The organism is Vibrio sp. Vb1554, assembly GCF_033344235.1.
Genome location: NZ_JAWPOJ010000003.1, coordinates 38,510 through 57,545 on the forward strand (window position 1 = coordinate 38,510; position 19,036 = coordinate 57,545).

At 49.1% G+C, this 19,036-nt stretch carries 12 protein-coding genes and 1 pseudogene; 7 read left to right on the forward strand and 6 right to left on the reverse strand.

Annotated elements, in window-relative coordinates:
• Complete coding sequence (locus R8N28_RS03760) at nt 1–1,245, forward strand: ABC transporter substrate-binding protein (protein WP_065275539.1); 1,245 nt, start codon at nt 1–3, stop codon at nt 1,243–1,245.
• A 74-nt stretch (nt 1,246–1,319) separates the two neighbouring features.
• On the opposite strand, the gene R8N28_RS03765 is transcribed toward R8N28_RS03760, so the two are convergent.
• Genes R8N28_RS03765 through R8N28_RS03785 form a run of 5 tightly spaced genes read right to left on the reverse strand, consistent with a single transcriptional unit; the run spans nt 1,320 to nt 8,568 of the window.
• On the reverse strand, nt 1,320–2,522 hold the full coding sequence (locus R8N28_RS03765) for a type III PLP-dependent enzyme (protein ID WP_065275538.1): 1,203 nt from the start codon (nt 2,520–2,522) through the stop codon (nt 1,320–1,322).
• Entirely contained in the window at nt 2,515–4,344 is a 1,830-nt protein-coding gene (locus tag R8N28_RS03770) for an IucA/IucC family protein (RefSeq protein WP_065275537.1), read from the reverse strand. Before R8N28_RS03770 ends, R8N28_RS03765 begins: the two co-directional genes overlap by 8 nt.
• Nucleotides 4,316–5,521, reverse strand: a complete 1,206-nt coding sequence (locus tag R8N28_RS03775) for an MFS transporter (RefSeq protein ID WP_065275536.1) — start codon at nt 5,519–5,521, stop codon at nt 4,316–4,318. The genes R8N28_RS03770 and R8N28_RS03775 overlap by 29 nt, the downstream gene beginning before the upstream one ends.
• Before the next feature lie 6 nt (nt 5,522–5,527).
• Nucleotides 5,528–7,360 (reverse strand): IucA/IucC family protein, encoded by a 1,833-nt coding sequence (locus R8N28_RS03780; protein WP_065275535.1) that lies wholly within the window; start codon nt 7,358–7,360, stop codon nt 5,528–5,530.
• On the reverse strand, nt 7,357–8,568 hold the full coding sequence (locus R8N28_RS03785) for an ATP-grasp domain-containing protein (RefSeq protein WP_065275534.1): 1,212 nt from the start codon (nt 8,566–8,568) through the stop codon (nt 7,357–7,359). The genes R8N28_RS03780 and R8N28_RS03785 overlap by 4 nt, the downstream gene beginning before the upstream one ends.
• A gap of 250 nt (nt 8,569–8,818) precedes the next feature.
• On the opposite strand from R8N28_RS03785, the gene R8N28_RS03790 reads away from it, so the two are divergent.
• The 6 genes from R8N28_RS03790 to fecE all read left to right on the forward strand — a co-directional run bounded on the left by R8N28_RS03790 (nt 8,819) and on the right by fecE (nt 16,907).
• Nucleotides 8,819–10,855 carry a TonB-dependent receptor gene (locus R8N28_RS03790; RefSeq protein WP_065275533.1) on the forward strand — a complete coding sequence of 679 codons (2,037 nt, stop codon included), beginning with the start codon at nt 8,819–8,821 and terminating at the stop codon, nt 10,853–10,855.
• 120 nt (nt 10,856–10,975) lie between these two features.
• Nucleotides 10,976–13,114, forward strand: a complete 2,139-nt coding sequence (gene pvuA, locus R8N28_RS03795; RefSeq protein WP_318183322.1) for a TonB-dependent siderophore vibrioferrin receptor PvuA — start codon at nt 10,976–10,978, stop codon at nt 13,112–13,114.
• A 100-nt stretch (nt 13,115–13,214) separates the two neighbouring features.
• Nucleotides 13,215–14,138: a Fe(3+) dicitrate ABC transporter substrate-binding protein FecB gene (locus tag R8N28_RS03800; protein WP_042522223.1), complete on the forward strand. Its 924-nt coding sequence runs from the start codon at nt 13,215–13,217 to the stop codon at nt 14,136–14,138.
• Between the two features lie 74 nt (nt 14,139–14,212).
• Nucleotides 14,213–15,172: a FecCD family ABC transporter permease gene (locus tag R8N28_RS03805; RefSeq protein ID WP_373920866.1), complete on the forward strand. Its 960-nt coding sequence runs from the start codon at nt 14,213–14,215 to the stop codon at nt 15,170–15,172.
• Entirely contained in the window at nt 15,169–16,140 is a 972-nt protein-coding gene (locus R8N28_RS03810; protein WP_318183323.1) for a FecCD family ABC transporter permease, read from the forward strand. The genes R8N28_RS03805 and R8N28_RS03810 overlap by 4 nt, the downstream gene beginning before the upstream one ends.
• Nucleotides 16,141–16,142: 2 nt before the next feature.
• On the forward strand, nt 16,143–16,907 hold the full coding sequence (fecE, locus tag R8N28_RS03815; protein ID WP_054575393.1) for a Fe(3+) dicitrate ABC transporter ATP-binding protein FecE: 765 nt from the start codon (nt 16,143–16,145) through the stop codon (nt 16,905–16,907).
• A gap of 117 nt (nt 16,908–17,024) precedes the next feature.
• Here the strand turns inward: fecE and R8N28_RS03820 are convergent.
• Nucleotides 17,025–18,910: pseudogene (locus tag R8N28_RS03820) on the reverse strand (methyl-accepting chemotaxis protein).
• Between the last annotated feature and the right edge of the window lie 126 nt (nt 18,911–19,036).

The window sequence follows — 19,036 nt, forward strand, 5'->3', positions numbered from 1 at the left end:
ATGAACAAACTGGCATTCTTGTTCCCACTGTTGCTCGCCCCTTGCGTCGCTCGCGCTGAGTCGCCACAAGGGGTAGAGTTTTTACATTGGTGGACTTCTGACGGCGAGCAGCAAGCGCTGCAAACACTTAAAGCTCAGCTAAAACAGCACGATATAGAGCTGCTGCAAAGCCCGGTGTTAGGCGGTGGTGGAGACAGTGCGATGACGGTACTGCAAGCTCGCGCGCTGGCGGGCAATCCACCAAGCTTCGCGCAAATCGAAGGGCCAAGTATTAAAGCATGGGATGCCATCGGTATTTTGCACAACGTCAACGCAGTTGCCGATGAGCAGCGCTGGGACGAGGTGCTCTACCCGCTATCTATCGAAATCAATAAAACACAAAACGGCTACATCGCCCTGCCACTTACGCTGCACCGTTTGAACTGGCTGTGGGTCAACCACAAGCTGCTTAAACAACTGAATCTATCCGCGCCGAAAAACTGGCAAGAGATGTTCGCCGCCATGGAGCTTGCGAAGCAAAATGGCATTGTACCGATCGCGGTCGGTGAGCAGCCGTGGCAAGTCGCCCAACTTTTCGAGAACTTAGTGATCTCCACTGGCGGCGTTGAGTTCTACACCAATGCGATGGTCAAACTAGAACGCGACAGCATCGACAGCGACACCCTGCGCCAAGCGTTGACGCAATTTCGTCGCCTCAGTTTGTTGATCGACAACCAATTACCCGACAGTAAGTGGGATACCGCTACCCAAGCGTTAGCCGACGGTCAAGCGCTGTTTCAAATCGGCGGTGATTGGATTTTGGGTGAGCTGCTCGCCAATCAAGTCTCGGTTCCGCAAGAGGTCGGCTGTTACCCAACGCCTGACAGCGATGGTGTATTCCTCTACAACATGGACAGTTTGGTGTTTATGTCGAGCAAGTCGTTTTCTGCCGAGGCGGCTCAGCAAACCGCAAGCGTGCTGGCAGACGTCGAGTTTCAAGCTAAGTTCAATAAGGTAAAAGGCTCGATTCCGGTACGCACTGATATCGACATCAGCGATTTTAATCCGTGTCAGATCCAGTCATATCAAGACTTTCACTACGGCGTTAAACACAACCTCGCTGTGCCGAGTATGATTGATTCGATGGCGGTCAATCCGGTTGCCCAGCAAGCGATAAACTCGGAAATCTTCCGTTTTTACCGCAATCCCAAAATGGAACCCGACGAGCTGATAAAACGCATTATTGCTATTTCGCAAAGCGGTTAATGGCAATGAATTTGTGCCGAGATGGAATAAAAAAGCCCCAATGATTGGGGCTTGAGTAAAGCGAAGTATGCCGTTTAAAAATAGTGGAAGATCGGCGGTTCATGCATCAAGAAGTTTTGATGGGAGATGTTCCATGCATAGGCGCCCGCTAAGGTAAACACAACATAATCACCAATATCGACGTGGGCGACGTGTTGATTGCGTGCCAGCACATCTTTGGGCGTACAAAGCTGACCGACAAAGGTCGCTTGTGTATGCTGAATTGGGTGAGAAATTTCGTGGTGTTGCTCGCTTTTCAGGATGACGAATGGATGATCATGGCTCTGCGCCGCTGGCGTGCGAAAATGGTGGGTTCCTCCGCGCGCGATGACAAAGTTTTCGCCAAGATTTTGCTTAATATCCAGCACTTCCATTACGTAATAACCGCATGCCGCCGTGATGAAACGTCCGCATTCAAAACGCAGTGTCCAGTCTTGCACTTGCTCTTTAGCGATGAGGAATTCCAACTTGTCGCAAAACTCCATCCACGGAAAGTGTTGCTCAGGGTTTTGGTAGTTAATCCCCATGCCGCCGCCCAAGTTGATCATCAGCTCACCGAGTTCAAACTCTTGTTGCCACGCTTTCACGACTTGGAAATAGCGCTGCATTAACGCTAAGTGACGTTCAACATCGAGCTGATGCGACATCAAGTGAAAATGGAATCCTTTGAGTGACACTTGCGGGAAATCGCGCAGCAACATCAAAGCATTGCTCAGTTCGGACTCGTCAAAACCAAAAGGGGTTGGCTTGCCGCCCATCGCCAACTTGCTGAGCGTGATGTCGCCGATATCAATGTTCATACGCAAAAAGATCGAAGCAGGGCGGTTGAGGCGCTCGGTTAGTGCTCCAATGCGTTGTAGCTCGGTGAGGCTTTCGACATGAATTGCATCGACATCAAGCTCAATCGCTTGTTGCAATTCACTTGGCATTTTTCCTGGGCCACCGAAGATCAATGGCCTATCGAGTTGTTGCTGGTGGAGGTGTGCCAGCTCCCCGCCAGATGCCGCTTCAAAACCATCGACATACGGCGCGAGCGTTTTGAGAACAGGGCCTGATGGATTGGCTTTGGCTGCGTAAAATAGCTCGACATTTTTCGGCAAAACATGACGCAGTTGTTTGATGTGTTCTTCTAAGGCGTTTAGGTCATACAAGTACGCGCACAAGGGTTGATTTTGCTGCTGTGCGAGCGTGTGAACTTGCTGGCTAACGCGTGTCGGTAGGGAGAGTGAATTAGACATGTTGCGCTCCTTTTTCGTGTTGCTGCCAAGGCGCGGCGACTTGGGTATAGCCCGACTCCTTATCGGCTTTTTGCATCAAACGCGTGGTGAAATTATTTTTGCTTGGGAAGTGACCGCCATTCAGCAACGCTTCTAGTTCCGGCTGTTTTCCATTCACTGATTGCCAACGCACAATGGCACTTTGCACCGCATTCCACAGCGTTTGCTCTAGTGGCTCATCACCTTCTGCGATGAAGAAAATCGCTTCGCTGATGTTGTTGATAAAGGTGCAGTATCCGATGCGATTCCAGCCTTGTTCGCGACTGTAGTAAACCGATTGTCGCGCGCGTTCAGACAAATCAGTTAATGTTTCTGCTGGCCAGAACTCTGGCAGTAATTTAGTGCCTTCCAAATCACGAATCCAAACACAACACGGCATCTCTTGCTCAAAGCCAATCAAGGTGTTTTGCAAATGCGGCTCAAACGCTACCCCGTGTTTGAAGTAGTAATTAAACACGCCCGGAATTAGGCAATGCAAATAGCGTTCAAACCACAGTGTCGCGATGTCGGAATAGCGATTTTGCGTAGTACGCGCTTTGTTTTTAAGGCGTTGAGCAATGCAACTGTTGCCGTTTTTGTCGTAAGCAAACAGAGCGCCAGCGAGGGTTGGTTTTAAGATATCGACTTCGCTCAGCGAGAAATTTTCGCGATACAAAATCCCAAACGATTCGCGCGCTTTGGTGTTGTCATCCCAATTACGCTCAGCGACACTTTCTAGATTTAATGTGGTGGCGTAAGGCTCTGTCATCACTTTAAATACAGGGTTGTGCAGCTGTTCGTTTTCTCGAATCGGTTTGAGAATCGACGTGAGTTGCACGGCGCTGTCGAGTTCGTACCACGCGTTTTTACGCACGCAATTGGTTAATCGTACGTTGATGGAGAATTTCGCAAACCAGTCCATATCTGGGTGGTAGAGGGTACGAACTGAAGAGGTCGGCTGCATCTTTTCACCACCTAAACCCAGTGGCGTGATTTTGCCTTGTTCAATGGAGCGCTTCACGCTTGGGTTGCTCAAAATGGTGTAGCTTTCCCAAGGATGGCAAGGGTAGAGGGTCTTCCCATTGCTGGTGGTGTGTTGTGGCGCGAGCTGTTGTAGCATGCGTTGCGCAGGGTTAGCGTCTCCGTCGGAACTCAGCACATCAAGTAAGGACGTATCCACTTCAAACCAGTACAGCGGGACTTGCGCGCCGACTTCTGGAGAAAACGCCAAGAGATCATCCATGGTGACGCCCGAACGACTTTTCGGGGTCGGATGGAAAGTATGCCCCCAAATCAGAGACTGTTCCGAAGCGATAAATTCGTTGTGATGCGATTTGGGCGCGACGTTGAGAAACTGCTCGGTAACCAGCACGCTATTTTCCAGTTGTTCGATCAGCTCATGGTTAAACGGGATAGCCAATACCTGCATGAGATAGTTAAGCAAAAGCGTAAGAGTTTGCGTGGCATCCAATTTCGCCCAACCAGATCCCGGCATTTTCGCCCAAGGCAGTTCTGCCAATTTGATTTTGCCCAGTTTGCTCGCGTAGTGAATCGGCAAAACCAACACGCCATTTTGTTGAGAAAGATGAACGGCTATCCGCTGTTTAGCGGGATAGTTGCGTTTTAACGTTTGGGGTAGCGATGTTGATTGGTAGTACCATTCCACTTGTTGATTCGGCAGTGCAAATTCACGTAAGTAACAATTAAGAACACCCATTATCGTGTTGAGTTGGGCTTTCTCACGATTGAGCTGCACATCATGCGCGTGCAACTCGCTAGTCTGAGAGGATTGAGTTTGTAACATGTTGATTTCCAAATTTTGAATGGAGAACCAGCGCGATCAAGGTGATTACGCTGACTATCGCAGAAAGTAGGAAAGGAACCTCAAGTAGCCCCAAGCTAGAAATGAAAGAAGCGCAAAATCCCGCTGCCACACCACCCCATTTGGACATGGCATCAAAGCGAGAAAATATTTTGCCACTGAGTTTGCGATCCAGATTGCTCGCAAGATGCTGATGCAATCCGTGATAACAACACACCATCGCGATGCCGAAGATAATTCTCGCAGCAATGAGTGTGGTTTCGGACGCAATCAAATGCAAGGCAGAGCTCAAGGCAAGCAATGCAAACCCGAGCCACAACGTGCGCAGCGGTTGATGGCGATTCAGCCCATCTGACCACACGTGGATTTTGCCTGCCAGCAACAGATAGACGCCATGCGGCAGTGCGTACAAAAAACCGATCCATGCGTGGTGAGTGATGCCATATTGCTGCACAAACGGCGAGAAATAAGGAAAGGTCACCACCATAGAAAACGCAAACCCGAACTGAGCAAAGAAGATCCAGCGAATGGCATGCATTGCGTTTTTCTTTGCAACAGGTTGTTCTTGCTGAGATTCTGAGTCTGGCTTTTCGAGGTTTTGTTCGGCGGGTTTATCCGCTGGCAGTGTTAGCGTGATGCCCATCGCAATTAAAGGCAAAACGCATAACCAAAGGTACGCGTTGAGCGGGTTGGTCTCTGACAAGCTCCAGCCGAGCCCAATTGGCGCAACGATCAGCGCCAAGCGAGCAGATAGTTGGGTTTTATTAAGTGACTTGCCGAGTGTTTTGGCTTCTTTAATTTGACTAGATAAGTAGCTGTTCGAGGCGGCCATGGTGCCGCCAAAGGTTCCTTGAACAATAAGACCAAACACAAACATGGCGAGGTTGTCTGCCAAGCCGCACAGCGCAAACCCTGCTGCAAGGCCAAGTTGTGCACGCAAGAGTGAGCGGCGGCGACCGTAGCGATCGGCAAAGTTGCCCCAAAATCGCGCCGCCAACGCAGTACAAAACGTAGGTAGGATAAACAATACCCCTGCCCAGTCCGCATCAATGCTTGCGCCTAACGTTGGCAACACGACGGGTAGAAATAGCGGCATACCTAACGCGGCAAACGCAGCGATAAAGTGGCACAACAACACACTGTAGATGAGTTTGGTCATAATCGTTTAACGTACGCTTTTTTTGATGGCTTCTAAGTAGGCGCGTTGCGCTTCTTCGTTAGAAAGCAGCAAGAAGTTCGGAGCCGACAAACCATAGAACTTATTGATGTCACTCGCGCCGGAGGCTTCTTTCGAGAGCAAACTGCCAGAGCTCAACAAGTACTTGGCGTACAAATCAGGCGCCTCTTGCAGTAACTCGCGTGCCAGTTTTGTCTCTAACCCTTCGCCTTCCAATCGGTTGAGTTGCTCTGCAATGCTTTTGGCCACGATGGCGTAAAGCGATGCTGAAGAGGCAATGCCCTTCGCTGCCATAGATTCTACAATCGCTGCGATATCCAGTTGCAGTGTGATGGTGGTAAACATCTGACCGAGCGCCAATTCATTGTCGACTTTGATGCGTTGGTCGAGCAGTTCATCGCAATCCACTGGAATTGTTTTTGCGCCGTGTTTTTCGGCAGCATGGTCTGTTGCAAAGCGGAAGCGCTCTGGCCAAACTCGCGCCGCGTCGTTGTCTTTCATCGCGAGCGTCATTCTGCCCTGTTGATCAAATGCAACGATGGCGTTTTGCTGGTTGGACTCCAATGCGATGCCATAACGAAGCCACAAGGTGAGGTGCACTTGGCATAATAGATCGACGTAATCTTGGAACCACGCCAGCGTATCTTGTTGATAGTAATGTTCTGCCAAATGTTCTAAGAACAAGCGGTCGTCAGGCATTGGGCTTGCTAGTGCTGCAACCGGAACTAACGCTTTGTCTTCGCAATGAGTAAGTGGGTACTCACGTACGATGTACGCGAAGGTTTTATCCTCGCCGATGTGTCCACCGTGTTTTTCGTTGCAATGGAACAAGCGACTGTTTAAGTCGGCGTCCGTTTGTTCAAGGTGGCTGAGTAGGCGTTCAAACCAGTGGCCGTCATACAGTGTTGAAGGCTTGATTAAGCGAATATTTTTCGTGCCTAGCGATCGCATGATCAGCGGAACCTTGATGTGAATGTGCGGTGCCTCGTTGACGACCACAGTACGAACGGAAAGCGTCGGCGTCACGTCTAGATACGTTAAAGGCGCTTCTATCACACCTTCGGGTAAGGCTTCTAAAGATCGCAGGGTGAGCGGATGTGCAGGGAACAGAACGTGGCTCAGTGCAAAATCAGCAGGAAGCCCCACTTGCTCCATTGTTGGCCAGCAATCAGGTTGTCCGCTGGTTAATGTCACCAGTGATTTTTCAATCGCAATCCAATGCAGAGCAAAGCTTTGTGCGAACTCGGGCGCGTACTTAGCAAGGTCTTCATCGCTCAGGCCAAACTTCGCCCGCGCAGTTGGATAGTACGGGTGGTCAAGGTAAGAAGCGATCTGGTCGGCTAGCAGCAGTTTTTGATGCCAAGAACCAAGCTCGGATATTGGTTGAGAAATGTGGTCTGCATGATGATGAAACGCTTGGTCACACAGCGCTTTGTGTTTCTCTGCACATTCCAGTTCTTGAAGGTATCCCGCCAGCAACTCGTGAGAGCTCTCGTGCGCCAGTGTCGTTAGTAGCGCAATCCACTCTTTGTAATGCTGTTGATGCTCGACTTGGCCATTTTTCTCCACCCACCAACCTGGTGGTGTTTCGTCATTGGCGTGACCGTAGCGCCAGTGCTGCATGTAATACGTTGGCGCAACAGGTAAATACAACGTGAAATCAGAGTTGGCAAATATCAGCCAGACTTGCTCGTCTTGAGGAACAATTACCCCTTTTGGCGCGTCTCTACTGAACTTGGCCTTCGACAAAATGCCAAACATGTCTTCGCGCAAGCAAGTGTCGATCAATCGTTGCGTTAGATACAAAGCGTTGTCATTCATGCTGCCACCTCACGAGTCGGAGCGAGATCGAAATTGCTAAGCGCGTTCTGCAGCGCTTGGTCGAGGTTTCGCCCTGATGGTGAGACAATCGAAATTCGGGCGAGATAATCCTTATTGGAATAACTCTGTTGGAAGTGTTCTCCAGCGGTTTTTAGTACCTGTTGCTGGGTGATGATATCGTCATCGTGTTGGATGAACGACGTCGAACCTCCGTCAATCACACCACTGTGTTCCGCAACTACGTAGTGCACGTGCGCTGACCCATGAATTTGGTAATCGCCGTCCAATCTTCGACCCAGATGCAGACCCAAAATCGTGCTAAACCAACCGAAGGGAGCGAGATTGTTGAGCAAGAATTCGCGGCCATCTCCAATACTGCGGTAGTTAATTTCCACCAGAACCGGGCCATTTTCCGTAATAATAAATTCGCTGTGGCAAACTCCAAAACCAACGCCGAACGCTTTCAGTTGAGCCAAGCAAGCTTCTCGGTGAGCAATGCCGTTTGGTCCGTTCCAGTCTGCGGCGGTTTCGATAAAGTAAGGCGGCTCAGAGAGCGACACATCAAAACCGCCCACGGCGATAAGTTGGTTACCGTCTCCTAAAGTTTCGAGCGTAACCAACGGTCCTTGAAGAAACTGCTCCACCAGAATGGCGGCGTTTGGGTGCTTTTGCCAAAACGCCTCGCAGTAAGCATCGAGCTCGCTTTGGGAGTCACAGCGCTGTACATCTAAACTTGCCACGCCTTCTTTGGGTTTTGCTACGACAGGGAAGGCCATGCCTAATGCCACATTCGAATGGCGATGCAGCAAACAGCTTTGTGTGTTGGGTAAGGATTTTTCATTTAACACTTGTCGAGTTAAGTGTTTGTTTTTGGCCTTTAACGTGACAGACCAATCTTTGGATGGGAGGCCAAAAAATTGCGCGCAGATGGCGGTGGAAGTTTGTAAGTGATCACTATTGCTAAAAATAGCGTCTGGCTTTAAGTCATGCTCCGTGATGGTTTCGATGAGTTCTAATGGGTTGAAGACATCACATTCTAGAATGGTATCCGGATTAAAGTGACTATCACGACTCGCCAGCTCTAAATGGCTGAGCTTATGGTCGGTGATAAGAACGACGTGAAGGTCCATCGCTTTAGCTGCAGGCACGAAGCCGTGAGTGACTGCATCGTTAACGACATGACTTACGATAATCATCGTAGATTTCATGAGCTTTCCTAATTTTCTAACATTTTCTTCTAACGTTGATAAAGTCGCTCACGGTCGTCTTCCAATGTGCCTCTCGCGAGACGGAGGGCAGAAGTTTTAGTATTTATTGTTATGATGTTTGTTTTTTTTTGTTGTTAGTTGTGTTTTTAGGGTAAATAAATATAGAGCATAAAATTAATATTGCAAATAGAAATAATATTTGTTCTTATTTCCATCCGTTGGCTTTATAACAACTAAACGGAATTATGGAATGAATAAATTATTGGCCCTGACCCCCTTGGCGGTCGCGATTGGTTCTTCACTAGTAGCACCAAGCGCAGTGGCTTCAGAAGAGACGAACTCAACCTCATCAGCAACTGAAACGATTCAAGTCTTCGGGCATCAGTACGAAGGTTATGCTGAACACATGCCTCAATCAGGCACCAAAACCGATGTGGAATGGCTTGATGTGCCACAAGCGGTATCCGTAGTAACGAAAACAGAAATGCAAGACCGAGGCGCGGTGCGCTTAGTGGATGCGCTAGATGGGGTAGCCGGGGTCAATAACACCTTGGGCGAAGGCAGCCGCGATCAGTTCATGATACGTGGTTTTGATTCACTCAACGATATGTACCGTGATGGCTTGCGAGATGACGGTACGTTGCAGTCTTACCGCAGCTTAGCGAATGTTGAACGCGTTGAAATTGTGAAAGGCCCTGCGGGCGCTTTGTATGGCCGTGGCTCGGCTGGGGGCATCATCAACTTGGTGACGAAACGCGCTAACGGTGAGAATTTTACTCACGTAAACGGCAGTGTAGGTAGCAACAACCAGTATGTCGGTCAGGTCGACAGCTCAATGGCGTTTACAGATAAGGTCAACGGGCGTATTAACTTGGAATACCGTCAAGCCGACTCGTACGTTGATCATGTTGATTCAAACGATTTCTTCATTGCACCGACCATTCGTGTGTTACCAGCGGAAGGTCACACCATTGATGTTGACGTGGAATACGCCCATCAAGAACTAGTGCCGTATCGTGGTGTGCCATCAAAAAATGGCAAGCCAGTTGATTTGCCAGTAAGCACTTACTTTGGCGGCACAAACGACTATCAGGAGTCAGACAGTCTCCGTATTGCGGTGGATTACGAATGGCGTCTGAATGATCAATGGGTATGGAACAACCGAGCGGCATTCAACCATATCGAACTTGAGCAAAAAGGCACGCGTCAGGGCAAAGTGACGGGTAATGAAGTGTCTCAAACCGTCAACAACTTTGGTTACGATCCACGTACTACGACCACTTTACAATCTGAGTTGGTTTGGGAAACCAGGGACAATCAATTGATGGTGGGTGCAGATTTCAACCAGATCGATATCGACCTAACGTTGGCAAGTGACAAAACGCTTCCTCCGCAAAATATATACGACCCAGTCGTTGGTCCAACGCCTGATCCGGGCTTTAAGCCATTTCGTGACAATACCACCACCACGACAGGTTTGTATGTGCAAGACGTCTATACGTGGGGCGACCTTTCTTTGATCGGTAACGTGCGTTACGACTCGATGGAGCTCGAACAACAAAAAGCGGGCTCAGATAAGGAAAAGTTGGATGATGACAAAGTCAGCTACCGTGCTGGTTTGGTATACCGCATCAATTCCGACACATCCGTATACGCCAGTTTAGCGCGCTCTTGGCAGTTACCGTACGCTGGTATCTACATCAATCCAAAATTGGCGGAATTCTTCCACACCGACTTAAAAGAGGTGGGTGCGAAAGCGTACCTTTTGGATAACGCATTAATGTTGAATGCGGCACTGTTCCAGATTGATCAAGAGCAACCACAAACTAACGTGGACGGCGATGTGATCGATAAAATTGAAGTGCGTCACCAAGGCATTGAATTAGAGGCTCGCGGCCAAATCACCAAACAGTGGGACATCTCTGTTGGTTACAGCTACTTAGATGCGGAAGACAAAGCCACAGGCAAAAAGCCTAACGATGTATCAGACCACTTGTTCTCTCTTTGGAGCACTTACCAATTGGATGACAACTGGCGTTTAGGCGGTGGTGTGAAGTACGTGGGCGACCGTTACGCAGGTAACGACGAAGCCGTCGCACTTGGCGATTACACAACGGTGGATTTGATGGCGGCGTACACCACTGGTCGTCACAAAATCCAAGCGAACGCTTACAACATTTTGGATGAGAAATACATTCTTGGCGCAACAAACGGCACGTCTGGCTTAAACCAGATTGGCTACGGCGCACCAGCCGAGTTCATGCTCAGCTACGGATATCAGTTCTAGGCTTTTTGTGCGTAGTTAGCGCCTGTTAGCCGATTTTTTCCTCATATTGAGGATGTTTAGCCCCTAGAGCCTACGGGATGTATTCTGCCCGAGGCTCAATTTCTCGCAAAGGAGATCTTAATGTCTTACCAGAATTTGGATGGTAAAGTGCGTGTACGTGCTGGTTTGTCTACCACTTACAGTGTGCTTGCGATTGCAATCGCTTCTGCCACATCCATGAGCGCGGTTGCTGCTCCTGCTAAAAAAGAACAAACTACCACGATGGAAACCGTCGTTGTCACTGGTAGCGTGATTGGTAAATCTGAAATTGAAGACGTCAAAGAGTACCCAGGTGCTCGTACCGTCATTACCCGCGATCAAATCGAGAAAACCGCCGCAGGCTCGATTGATAACGCGCTACAGCGCGTGCCGGGTATTAAAGTTCAGGATGAAAGCGGAACGGGCGTATTGCCTAACATTTCCGTACGTGGTTTGAAAGCAAGCCGTAGTGGTCATGCTCAGTTCTTGATGGATGGTGTACCGCTAACACTTGCGCCATATGGTCACACTGGTCAGTCTATCTTCCCAGCAACACTGTCGATGCTTGATCGTATTGACATTGTACGCGGTGGTGCCGCAGTACAGTACGGCCCAAACAACGTCGGTGGTGTGATCAACTTAGTGACCAAACCGATTCCACACACGTGGCAAACTGAAATCAGTAACCGCCTTACCGTGTTTGATGGCGGTGATGCGCCGCTGAATGATTTTTACCTACGCACGGGCGGCTGGTTAAGCGACACATTTGCACTACAGTTGGAAGGTAACTTCCTAAAAGGTGAAAGCTTCCATGAACATTCCGATACGGACGTGAAGAACTTCCAAGCCAAAGCACAGTGGCTACTGAGTGACACTCAAGAGATTCAAGCATTCCTGCAACGTTACGATGCTGAAACGCAAATGCCGGGCGCACTTTCGCCACAAGACTACGAACAAGATCGTCACCAATCGAAACGTCCTTACGATGATTATGAAGGTAAGTCGACGCGCTGGAGTGTTAAGTACATTCACGATTTGCCATTTGCCGACAGTGCCGAGCTAGAAGTGCTAACGTTTGGCCATAAGTCAGAGCGTCTTTTCAAGTGGGGCTTTAACAGCGCGGGTGGCCATTGGGCGGATCCGGCTCTGCCAGCGACGGACGTTCGTACCTCTCCACGTGAATTTACCGTGTATGGTATAGAGCCAAAAATGGCGATGTACTTTGGCGAAGGTAAATCCGTTACTCAAAACTGGATCGTGGGTACCCGTTATGTTAATGAAGACATTGACTACAAACTCACTCAGACTCCAATCGCCGGTGGTGCAACCAGCGTTCCGCGTGATTGGCATCTAGATACGGACGCGTTTGCTGGATACGTTAGCAACGAAATTGGTTTGTTCAATGATACATTGAAGGTAACGCCTGGGTTGCGTGTTGAGTCGGTTCGAATGACGTTTACCGATCGTGGTAAAAAACAAACGGCAGACAACACCGTGACGGAATGGTTGCCAGGTTTGACGGTGGCATACAACTTAACTGACCAGTGGGTGACGTATGCGAACGCGCAAAAATCACTTCGTGCGCCACAAATTGCCTACATCCGAGGTTTGGGTGAAGAAGGTAGCGAACTGGCTTGGAACTACGAAGTCGGCGCGCGTTACACCCAAGATGCGACCAGCTTTAACGCTGCACTTTATCGCATCGACTTTGAGGATCAATTGCAATGGCAAAGCTCAACGCAGACCTTCGATAACATCGGAAAAACACTTCACCAAGGCATAGAGCTTTCTGCTCGTTACGTGCCTGAAGCACTACCTGCACTGAGTTTAGGCGCAAGCTACAACTATCTAGACGCTACGCTTGAAGAAGAAGGCGCGAATAAAGGTAATCAACTGCCTTACACCTCTAAGCATCAGCTTGGTTGGGATGCAACCTACGCATTTTACGGCATGGACACCACGCTATCGGGCTTATACTTCAGTGACTCGTATACCGATAACGCAAACACCAGTGCCGAAGATGCAACAGGCGCAACGGGTAAAGTACCATCTTACATGGTGTGGAATTTCAATTTGGGGACGGATTTATACAAAGACGACAAAGGCAAGTTACGCATGAATGTTGCGGTGAACAACTTGTTTGACGAGGAGTATTACTTCCGCGGGATTGATACAAGCCCAGTTGGTCGGTACCCAGCTCCGGGACGCTCTTACACACTGGATCTGAACTATCAGTTTTAAGCGTTTCGTTCACCGAGTTTGAAAAGAAAAGTCGCCAATTTACCTTGGCGACTTTGCCGATCTTAGATAATGGAAAACTCTTAGCACTGGAAAAAGCAAGATGAAAAATAAAAAACAATTTACGATCAAACACTTTTCAACCGTTTTGCTGATGCTGTTGAGCTCAGCTTTGATGTCATTTAGCGCATTTTCTCAGGCGCGCAGCGTGCAAGATGAGCAAGGCACTTTTGAGCTAGAAGCGATACCTCAACGTATTGTGGTTTTAGAATTTTCGTTTGTCGATGCATTAGCGGCAGTCGATGTCTCACCTGTAGGCGTCGCCGATGACAACGATGCCACACGAGTCATTCCTGCTGTTCGTGCCAAGGTTGGTCCTTGGCAATCGGTCGGCATGCGCTCGCAACCGAGTTTAGAGGCGATTGCGGTGCTCAAGCCGGATTTGATCATTGCTGATGCAGAACGTCATCGCGCGATTTATCAAGATTTGCAGCGAATTGCGCCAACTTTGCTGTTAAAAAGCCGTGGTGAGACATATCAAGAAAATCTCGAATCCGCACACAAAATCGGCGTGGCAATTGGCAAACAAGCGAAAATGACACAACGCATTGAGCAGCACAAACAGACAATGGCGGAGTTCAAACAGCATTTTGCAACACAAGAAACCATTCAGTTTGGTGTGGTTTCTGACAAAGGGATGTGGTTGCATAGCCCGGTTTCTTACGCTGGGGGCGTTTTGAGTACGCTGGGCATCCAAAGCCCGCTGGCTCCATCTGAGCAAAAAGCGTATATCCCAACCAGTTTCGAACTTTTACTAAAAACCAACCCTGATTGGTTACTAGTTGGACTTTACTCTCAGCCAAATATCGTGGATGAATGGCGCAAAAATCCATTATTTAAGTTGCTAACTGCGGCGAAAAAGCAGCAACTGGTCGAAGTCTCTCCGGAACTGTGGTCGTTAAATCGCGGCATGTTGGCTGCGGAAGAAATTGCCCGCAATCTTGAAGCGTTATTGGAGCGCTCATGAGTGCGGCGATAAGCTCGGAAAGCGCGTCTTCGGTTAGCAAATCGCATTGGAAAGCGAGCTTGTTTGTCTGTGCTATGGCCTTGTGTACGCTCTCAGGCTATGCAGCCTCAATGATTGGCTGGTCCAACTTTTCTTTGAGCGTTAATGATCTGACAAGCTATTGGTTTGCGTTTGATGAGGGCAATATGCTGCATCAAATCCTCGCGACGCTGCGTGCGCCTCGTACCTATGCTGGGTTATTAATTGGCGCTTCGCTTGCGGTATCCGGAGTGCTGATGCAAGGATTGACTCGTAACCCTTTGGCGTCGCCATCCATTCTCGGCATTAATGCTGGTGCGGCTTGTTTTATGGCCTTGGCGTCCATCGGCGTACCATTCTTTAGTCAATTGAACCCAATCATCAACGCAGTACTCGGCGCGCTACTAAGTGGTGGTGCGGTCATGTTGTTGGGCGGTTTTTTCTCCGCGCGTTCTCACCCATTGCGCTTAGTGCTAGCGGGCATTGCCATCAGTGCGTTGCTGATAGGGTTAACTCGTGCGTCGGTAATTTTGGCGGATGACATGGCTTACAGCGTGTTGCATTGGTTAACGGGTTCACTCTCTGCGGTAGATTCTGAGCAGTGGCAGCAACTGTGGCCTTTTGCGACTTTAGGTTTGGTGCTCGCCATGGGCTTAGCGCGAAACTTAAATTTACTCGCGTTGGGGGACGAAGTTGCTGTTGGGCTAGGTGGTAACATTCGTCTTACGCGATTTATCAGTGGTTTATCGGTTGTGCTGTTGGCAGGAACTAGCGTAGCGATTGCTGGGCCAATTGGCTTTGTCGGGTTGTTAGTGCCGCACTTGGTGCGCCCGATTGTTGGTCACAACTATCACATTCTCATTCCGGTTTCCGCCTTGTGTGGCGCGACATTAGTGACGTGGTCAGATGCTTTATCACGCGCGATTGCTTTTCCGGCTGAAACGCCAGTGGGCGTGATTACCGCGCTGTTGGGCACACCTTGCTTTATCGCGATTGCAATGAGGAAATCATCATGATGAATCAAACCAAACTGTTTGCATTAGTTGGATTGTTGCTGATTACGTCTTCTCTCACGCTGTTTGTTGGCGCGGCGAACATGTCGGCTCAACAGGTTTTTGCATTACTGTTTTCTTTCTCTGACTCGGACTTTGTGATTCACCAATATCGATTACCGAGAATGTTGCTCGCCATTGGCGTGGGCGCTGGGTTGGGGCTGTCAGGCGTTTTAGTTCAAGGCGTCATCCGTAATCCACTTGCCTCACCAGATTTAACGGGGATAAGCGCCGGAGCAGGACTGGCGGCTACCGCTTGTTTGGTGCTGTATCCGAATGCGCCAGTGGCAATGTTGCCGATGGTCGCCATGGCGGGAGGCTTGCTTGCTGCTGGCTTTATTGCTGTGCTGGCTTACTGGTCGAAACCAACACCAGCACGTTTGGCGCTGATTGGTGTTGCTGTCAGCGCATTTTTAGCCAGCGGTATCGATTTTCTTCTGATTGTGCACCCTATTGAAATCAACACGGCGATGGTATGGCTAACCGGCAGTTTGTGGGGACGAAACTGGCAACAAGTGCCGTTTATTTGGAGTGCTTTATTGCTGCTACTGCCATTGGCGTTTTGGCTGGCTTGGCGGCTAGATGTTATGGGACTGGGAGAAGAAAGCGCCACTACACTTGGCACGAAACCAAGACAGATCCAAATTCTTGCGCTGATTGCTGCCGTGCTATTGGCGAGCATCAGTGTGTCTGTGGCAGGCACGATCAGCTTTGTTGGCCTGCTTGCGCCGCATCTTGCGCGTTTGCTGTTTGGCCACAACCACAAGTTGTTGATTCCAGCCGCTGCAACCCTTGGCGCTTTGTTGGTGATTTGCGCCGATGGTTTAGCGAGAGGCTTACAGCCGCCAATTGAGCTACCAGCGGGAGTGCTAACATCTGTTATTGGCGCACCATATTTCATTTTTCTTTTGTATCGTTACAGAGGTTGGTAAGCATGTTACGAACGCAGAACTTATCCGTCGCGTACGGCAAACAGACCATCATTCCAGATCTCTCTTTGTCGATTCCTCAAGGTAAAATTACCGCACTAGTTGGTCCAAATGGTTGCGGTAAATCGACACTATTAAAAACCTTGGTACGCATCAATAAACCTGCTTCTGGCCAAGTGTTGTATGACGACAAACCACTAAGCAGCTACGGTGATAAACGCTTGGCGCGTTCGTTGTCTTTGCTGCCGCAGATTCTTGTCAGTCCTGAAGGTATTACAGTCAGAAAACTGGTCGAATATGGCCGCTCGCCTTATCTCTCTCATTGGGGCCGGTTAAGTCAACAAGACAAGACCTTAGTCGAGCAAGCAATGCAAGATACTGGCGTGATTGAGTTTGCTGACAAGCCAGTTGAATCGCTGTCTGGCGGTCAAAGGCAAAGGGCGTGGATTGCGATGGTAATGGCGCAAGATACCGACGTAGTGATGCTTGATGAGCCAACCACTTACTTGGATCTCTCTCACCAAGTTGAGCTGATGAAACTCATGAGGCAGATGAACGACAAAGGCAAAACAGTGGTCGTAGTGCTGCACGATCTAAACCAAGCGTGCCGTTACTGCGATCATTTGGTGGTGTTGGAAAAAGGTCAGTTAGTCACGCAGGGAACACCGCAAGAGGTACTGACAGAAGGTATGTTGGCATCGGTGTTTGATTTACAAGCGAGAGTATTTAACGACCCAATCTCAGGCACGCCGATGTGTGTGGCGGTGTAGGTTTACGTCTTTCGAAAGCTATCTGCAGTAAAAACGTCGATCCATAAAAACAAACCCCGCTAGTAACAAAGTCGCTAGCGGGGTTTGTTGTTTTTAAGAGCGTCCTTAATGTGGCGTTTAAGCCAGTTTAAACGTTGCCACTTTCGAGTTGAGATCCTCAGCTTGCGATTTCAGCTCAGCAGATTGATTCATCGATTCTTCGGCACCAACTACCAAGTGATCGGTCACATCTTTAATGGACGTGACGTTTTGCGTGATTTCATTGGTTACGTGCGTTTGCTCTTCGGCGGCTGTCGCAATTTGCGTTGCCATATCGCTGATCAGCGCAACGGCCGCGTTGATTTCATCCAGAGCCAGTGCTGCGCGATCTGCATCTTCCACCGAACCTTGCGCGAGCTGAGAGCTTGTATCCATGATGGTCACTGCGCGTTGTGTGGTTTGCTGCAAGGTCTCGATCGTCGAGCGAATCTCTTCGGTTGAGGTGTGTGTGCGTTGTGATAGCACGCGAACCTCGTCTGCAACAACGGCAAAACCGCGACCTTGCTCTCCTGCACGCGCCGCTTCAATCGCCGCATTCAGAGCCAGTAAGTTGGTTTGCTCTGCGATGTCTCGAATCGTTGATAGCACGGTTGAGATGTCTTGCTCGTGCTGGTTGAGCTCACCGATGACAACGCTCGCTTGGTTGACTTCAGAAGACAAATTATTGATGGACGATTTGGAGTTGATCACCAACTCATGACCGTTTTGTGTGCTTGCTGAAGAGTCTTGAGCGGCTTTAGCCGTCTGCTCTGCATGTGCTGCAATCTCTTGCGTTGCCGATGCCATTTCAGTCACAGCGGTCGCCACCATAGTGATTTCTTGTTGCTGATGGTTCAGATCGGAAACCGATTGATTCGCGCGAGTCGTGCTCAGCTCCGATTGTTGGCTCAGTTCTTCCGCTTGGTGACGAATGTGACCAATAAGTTGCTGCAAACTTTCAACGAACTGGTTGAAGTTTTCAGCCAGCTCACCAACTTCGTCACGGTTTTCTACTTTGATGCGTTGAGTTAGGTCGCCGCTACCGTTTGCGATTTGTGCAAGCGCATTCGAAACGTTGTAGAGCGGACGGAACAAGATGTTACATAGCAGATTAAACAAAGCTACGCAGATAACGACGACGATGGTGGTTGCGATGATCTGATCCCAAACAGCATCGTAGAGTGGGGCAACCAACGAGTTTTGATCTAACACCGTCACTGTTGTGAGCTTGGTACCCTCTATGTGGCGCGCGTAAATCACATATTCGGTGCCGTTAATAGAGACGCGACGCTCTGTACCTGAACGTGCGGCAGACGTAATGTCGTTGTTGTTGAGGCCTAGCTTGCTAACCGGTTGATTCAGCAGTTTACCGTTGTTATGAGTGAAAATATTGCCCTGTTCATTGGCAATAAACATATAACCTTCACCCGGTAGGATCACTTGGTTCAGACTGTTCAGGATATCACCGATCTCTACGTCAGCACCCAGAACGACGGTTTGACCATGCAATTGCAGGGCTTTACCGAGCGACACGACGTTAGCCCCCGTGGCTGCTGCGACGGTTGGGTTATCCATAAAGACTTTCGATGGGTTGGCGATTGCATTGGTATACCAACCCCACTTACGAGGATCGTTATTACCTGGTGGCAAAACCACCCCATTAGCGTTGTCTTGTGACCCGTCCGGGTAAGCGAGGAAAACGTTATCGAACGCGCCAGAGTCTCGGACTTGTTTCAAATGCGTAACCAGAGAACGTTTCTCTGAATCAGAAGAGAGTGAAGTTAGTGCGCGCTCTTTAGAGAGTAGCCAGTCCTTTACGTATTGATTGTAAGATGCGCTAGTGCTTTCTAGTCGCTGTGCGACTTCGATATCGAGCCTATTTAATGAATCTCGAAAAGACAGCCCTCTACCAGCACTCCCCCTAGAATGATGGCGGCACTGGCAGAGATTGCCAGTTTGTTTTTTAATGATAGATTTTTGAACATAAAGCGAATAATAGATCTTTGAATAATAGTTGTTGTGTTTTTATTCTCATCAGTGCTCTCTGCGCTGTTGAATATGCAGCAGAAAGTCAGATTCGAATCTGTTCAATAATTATATTTTATTGCTCA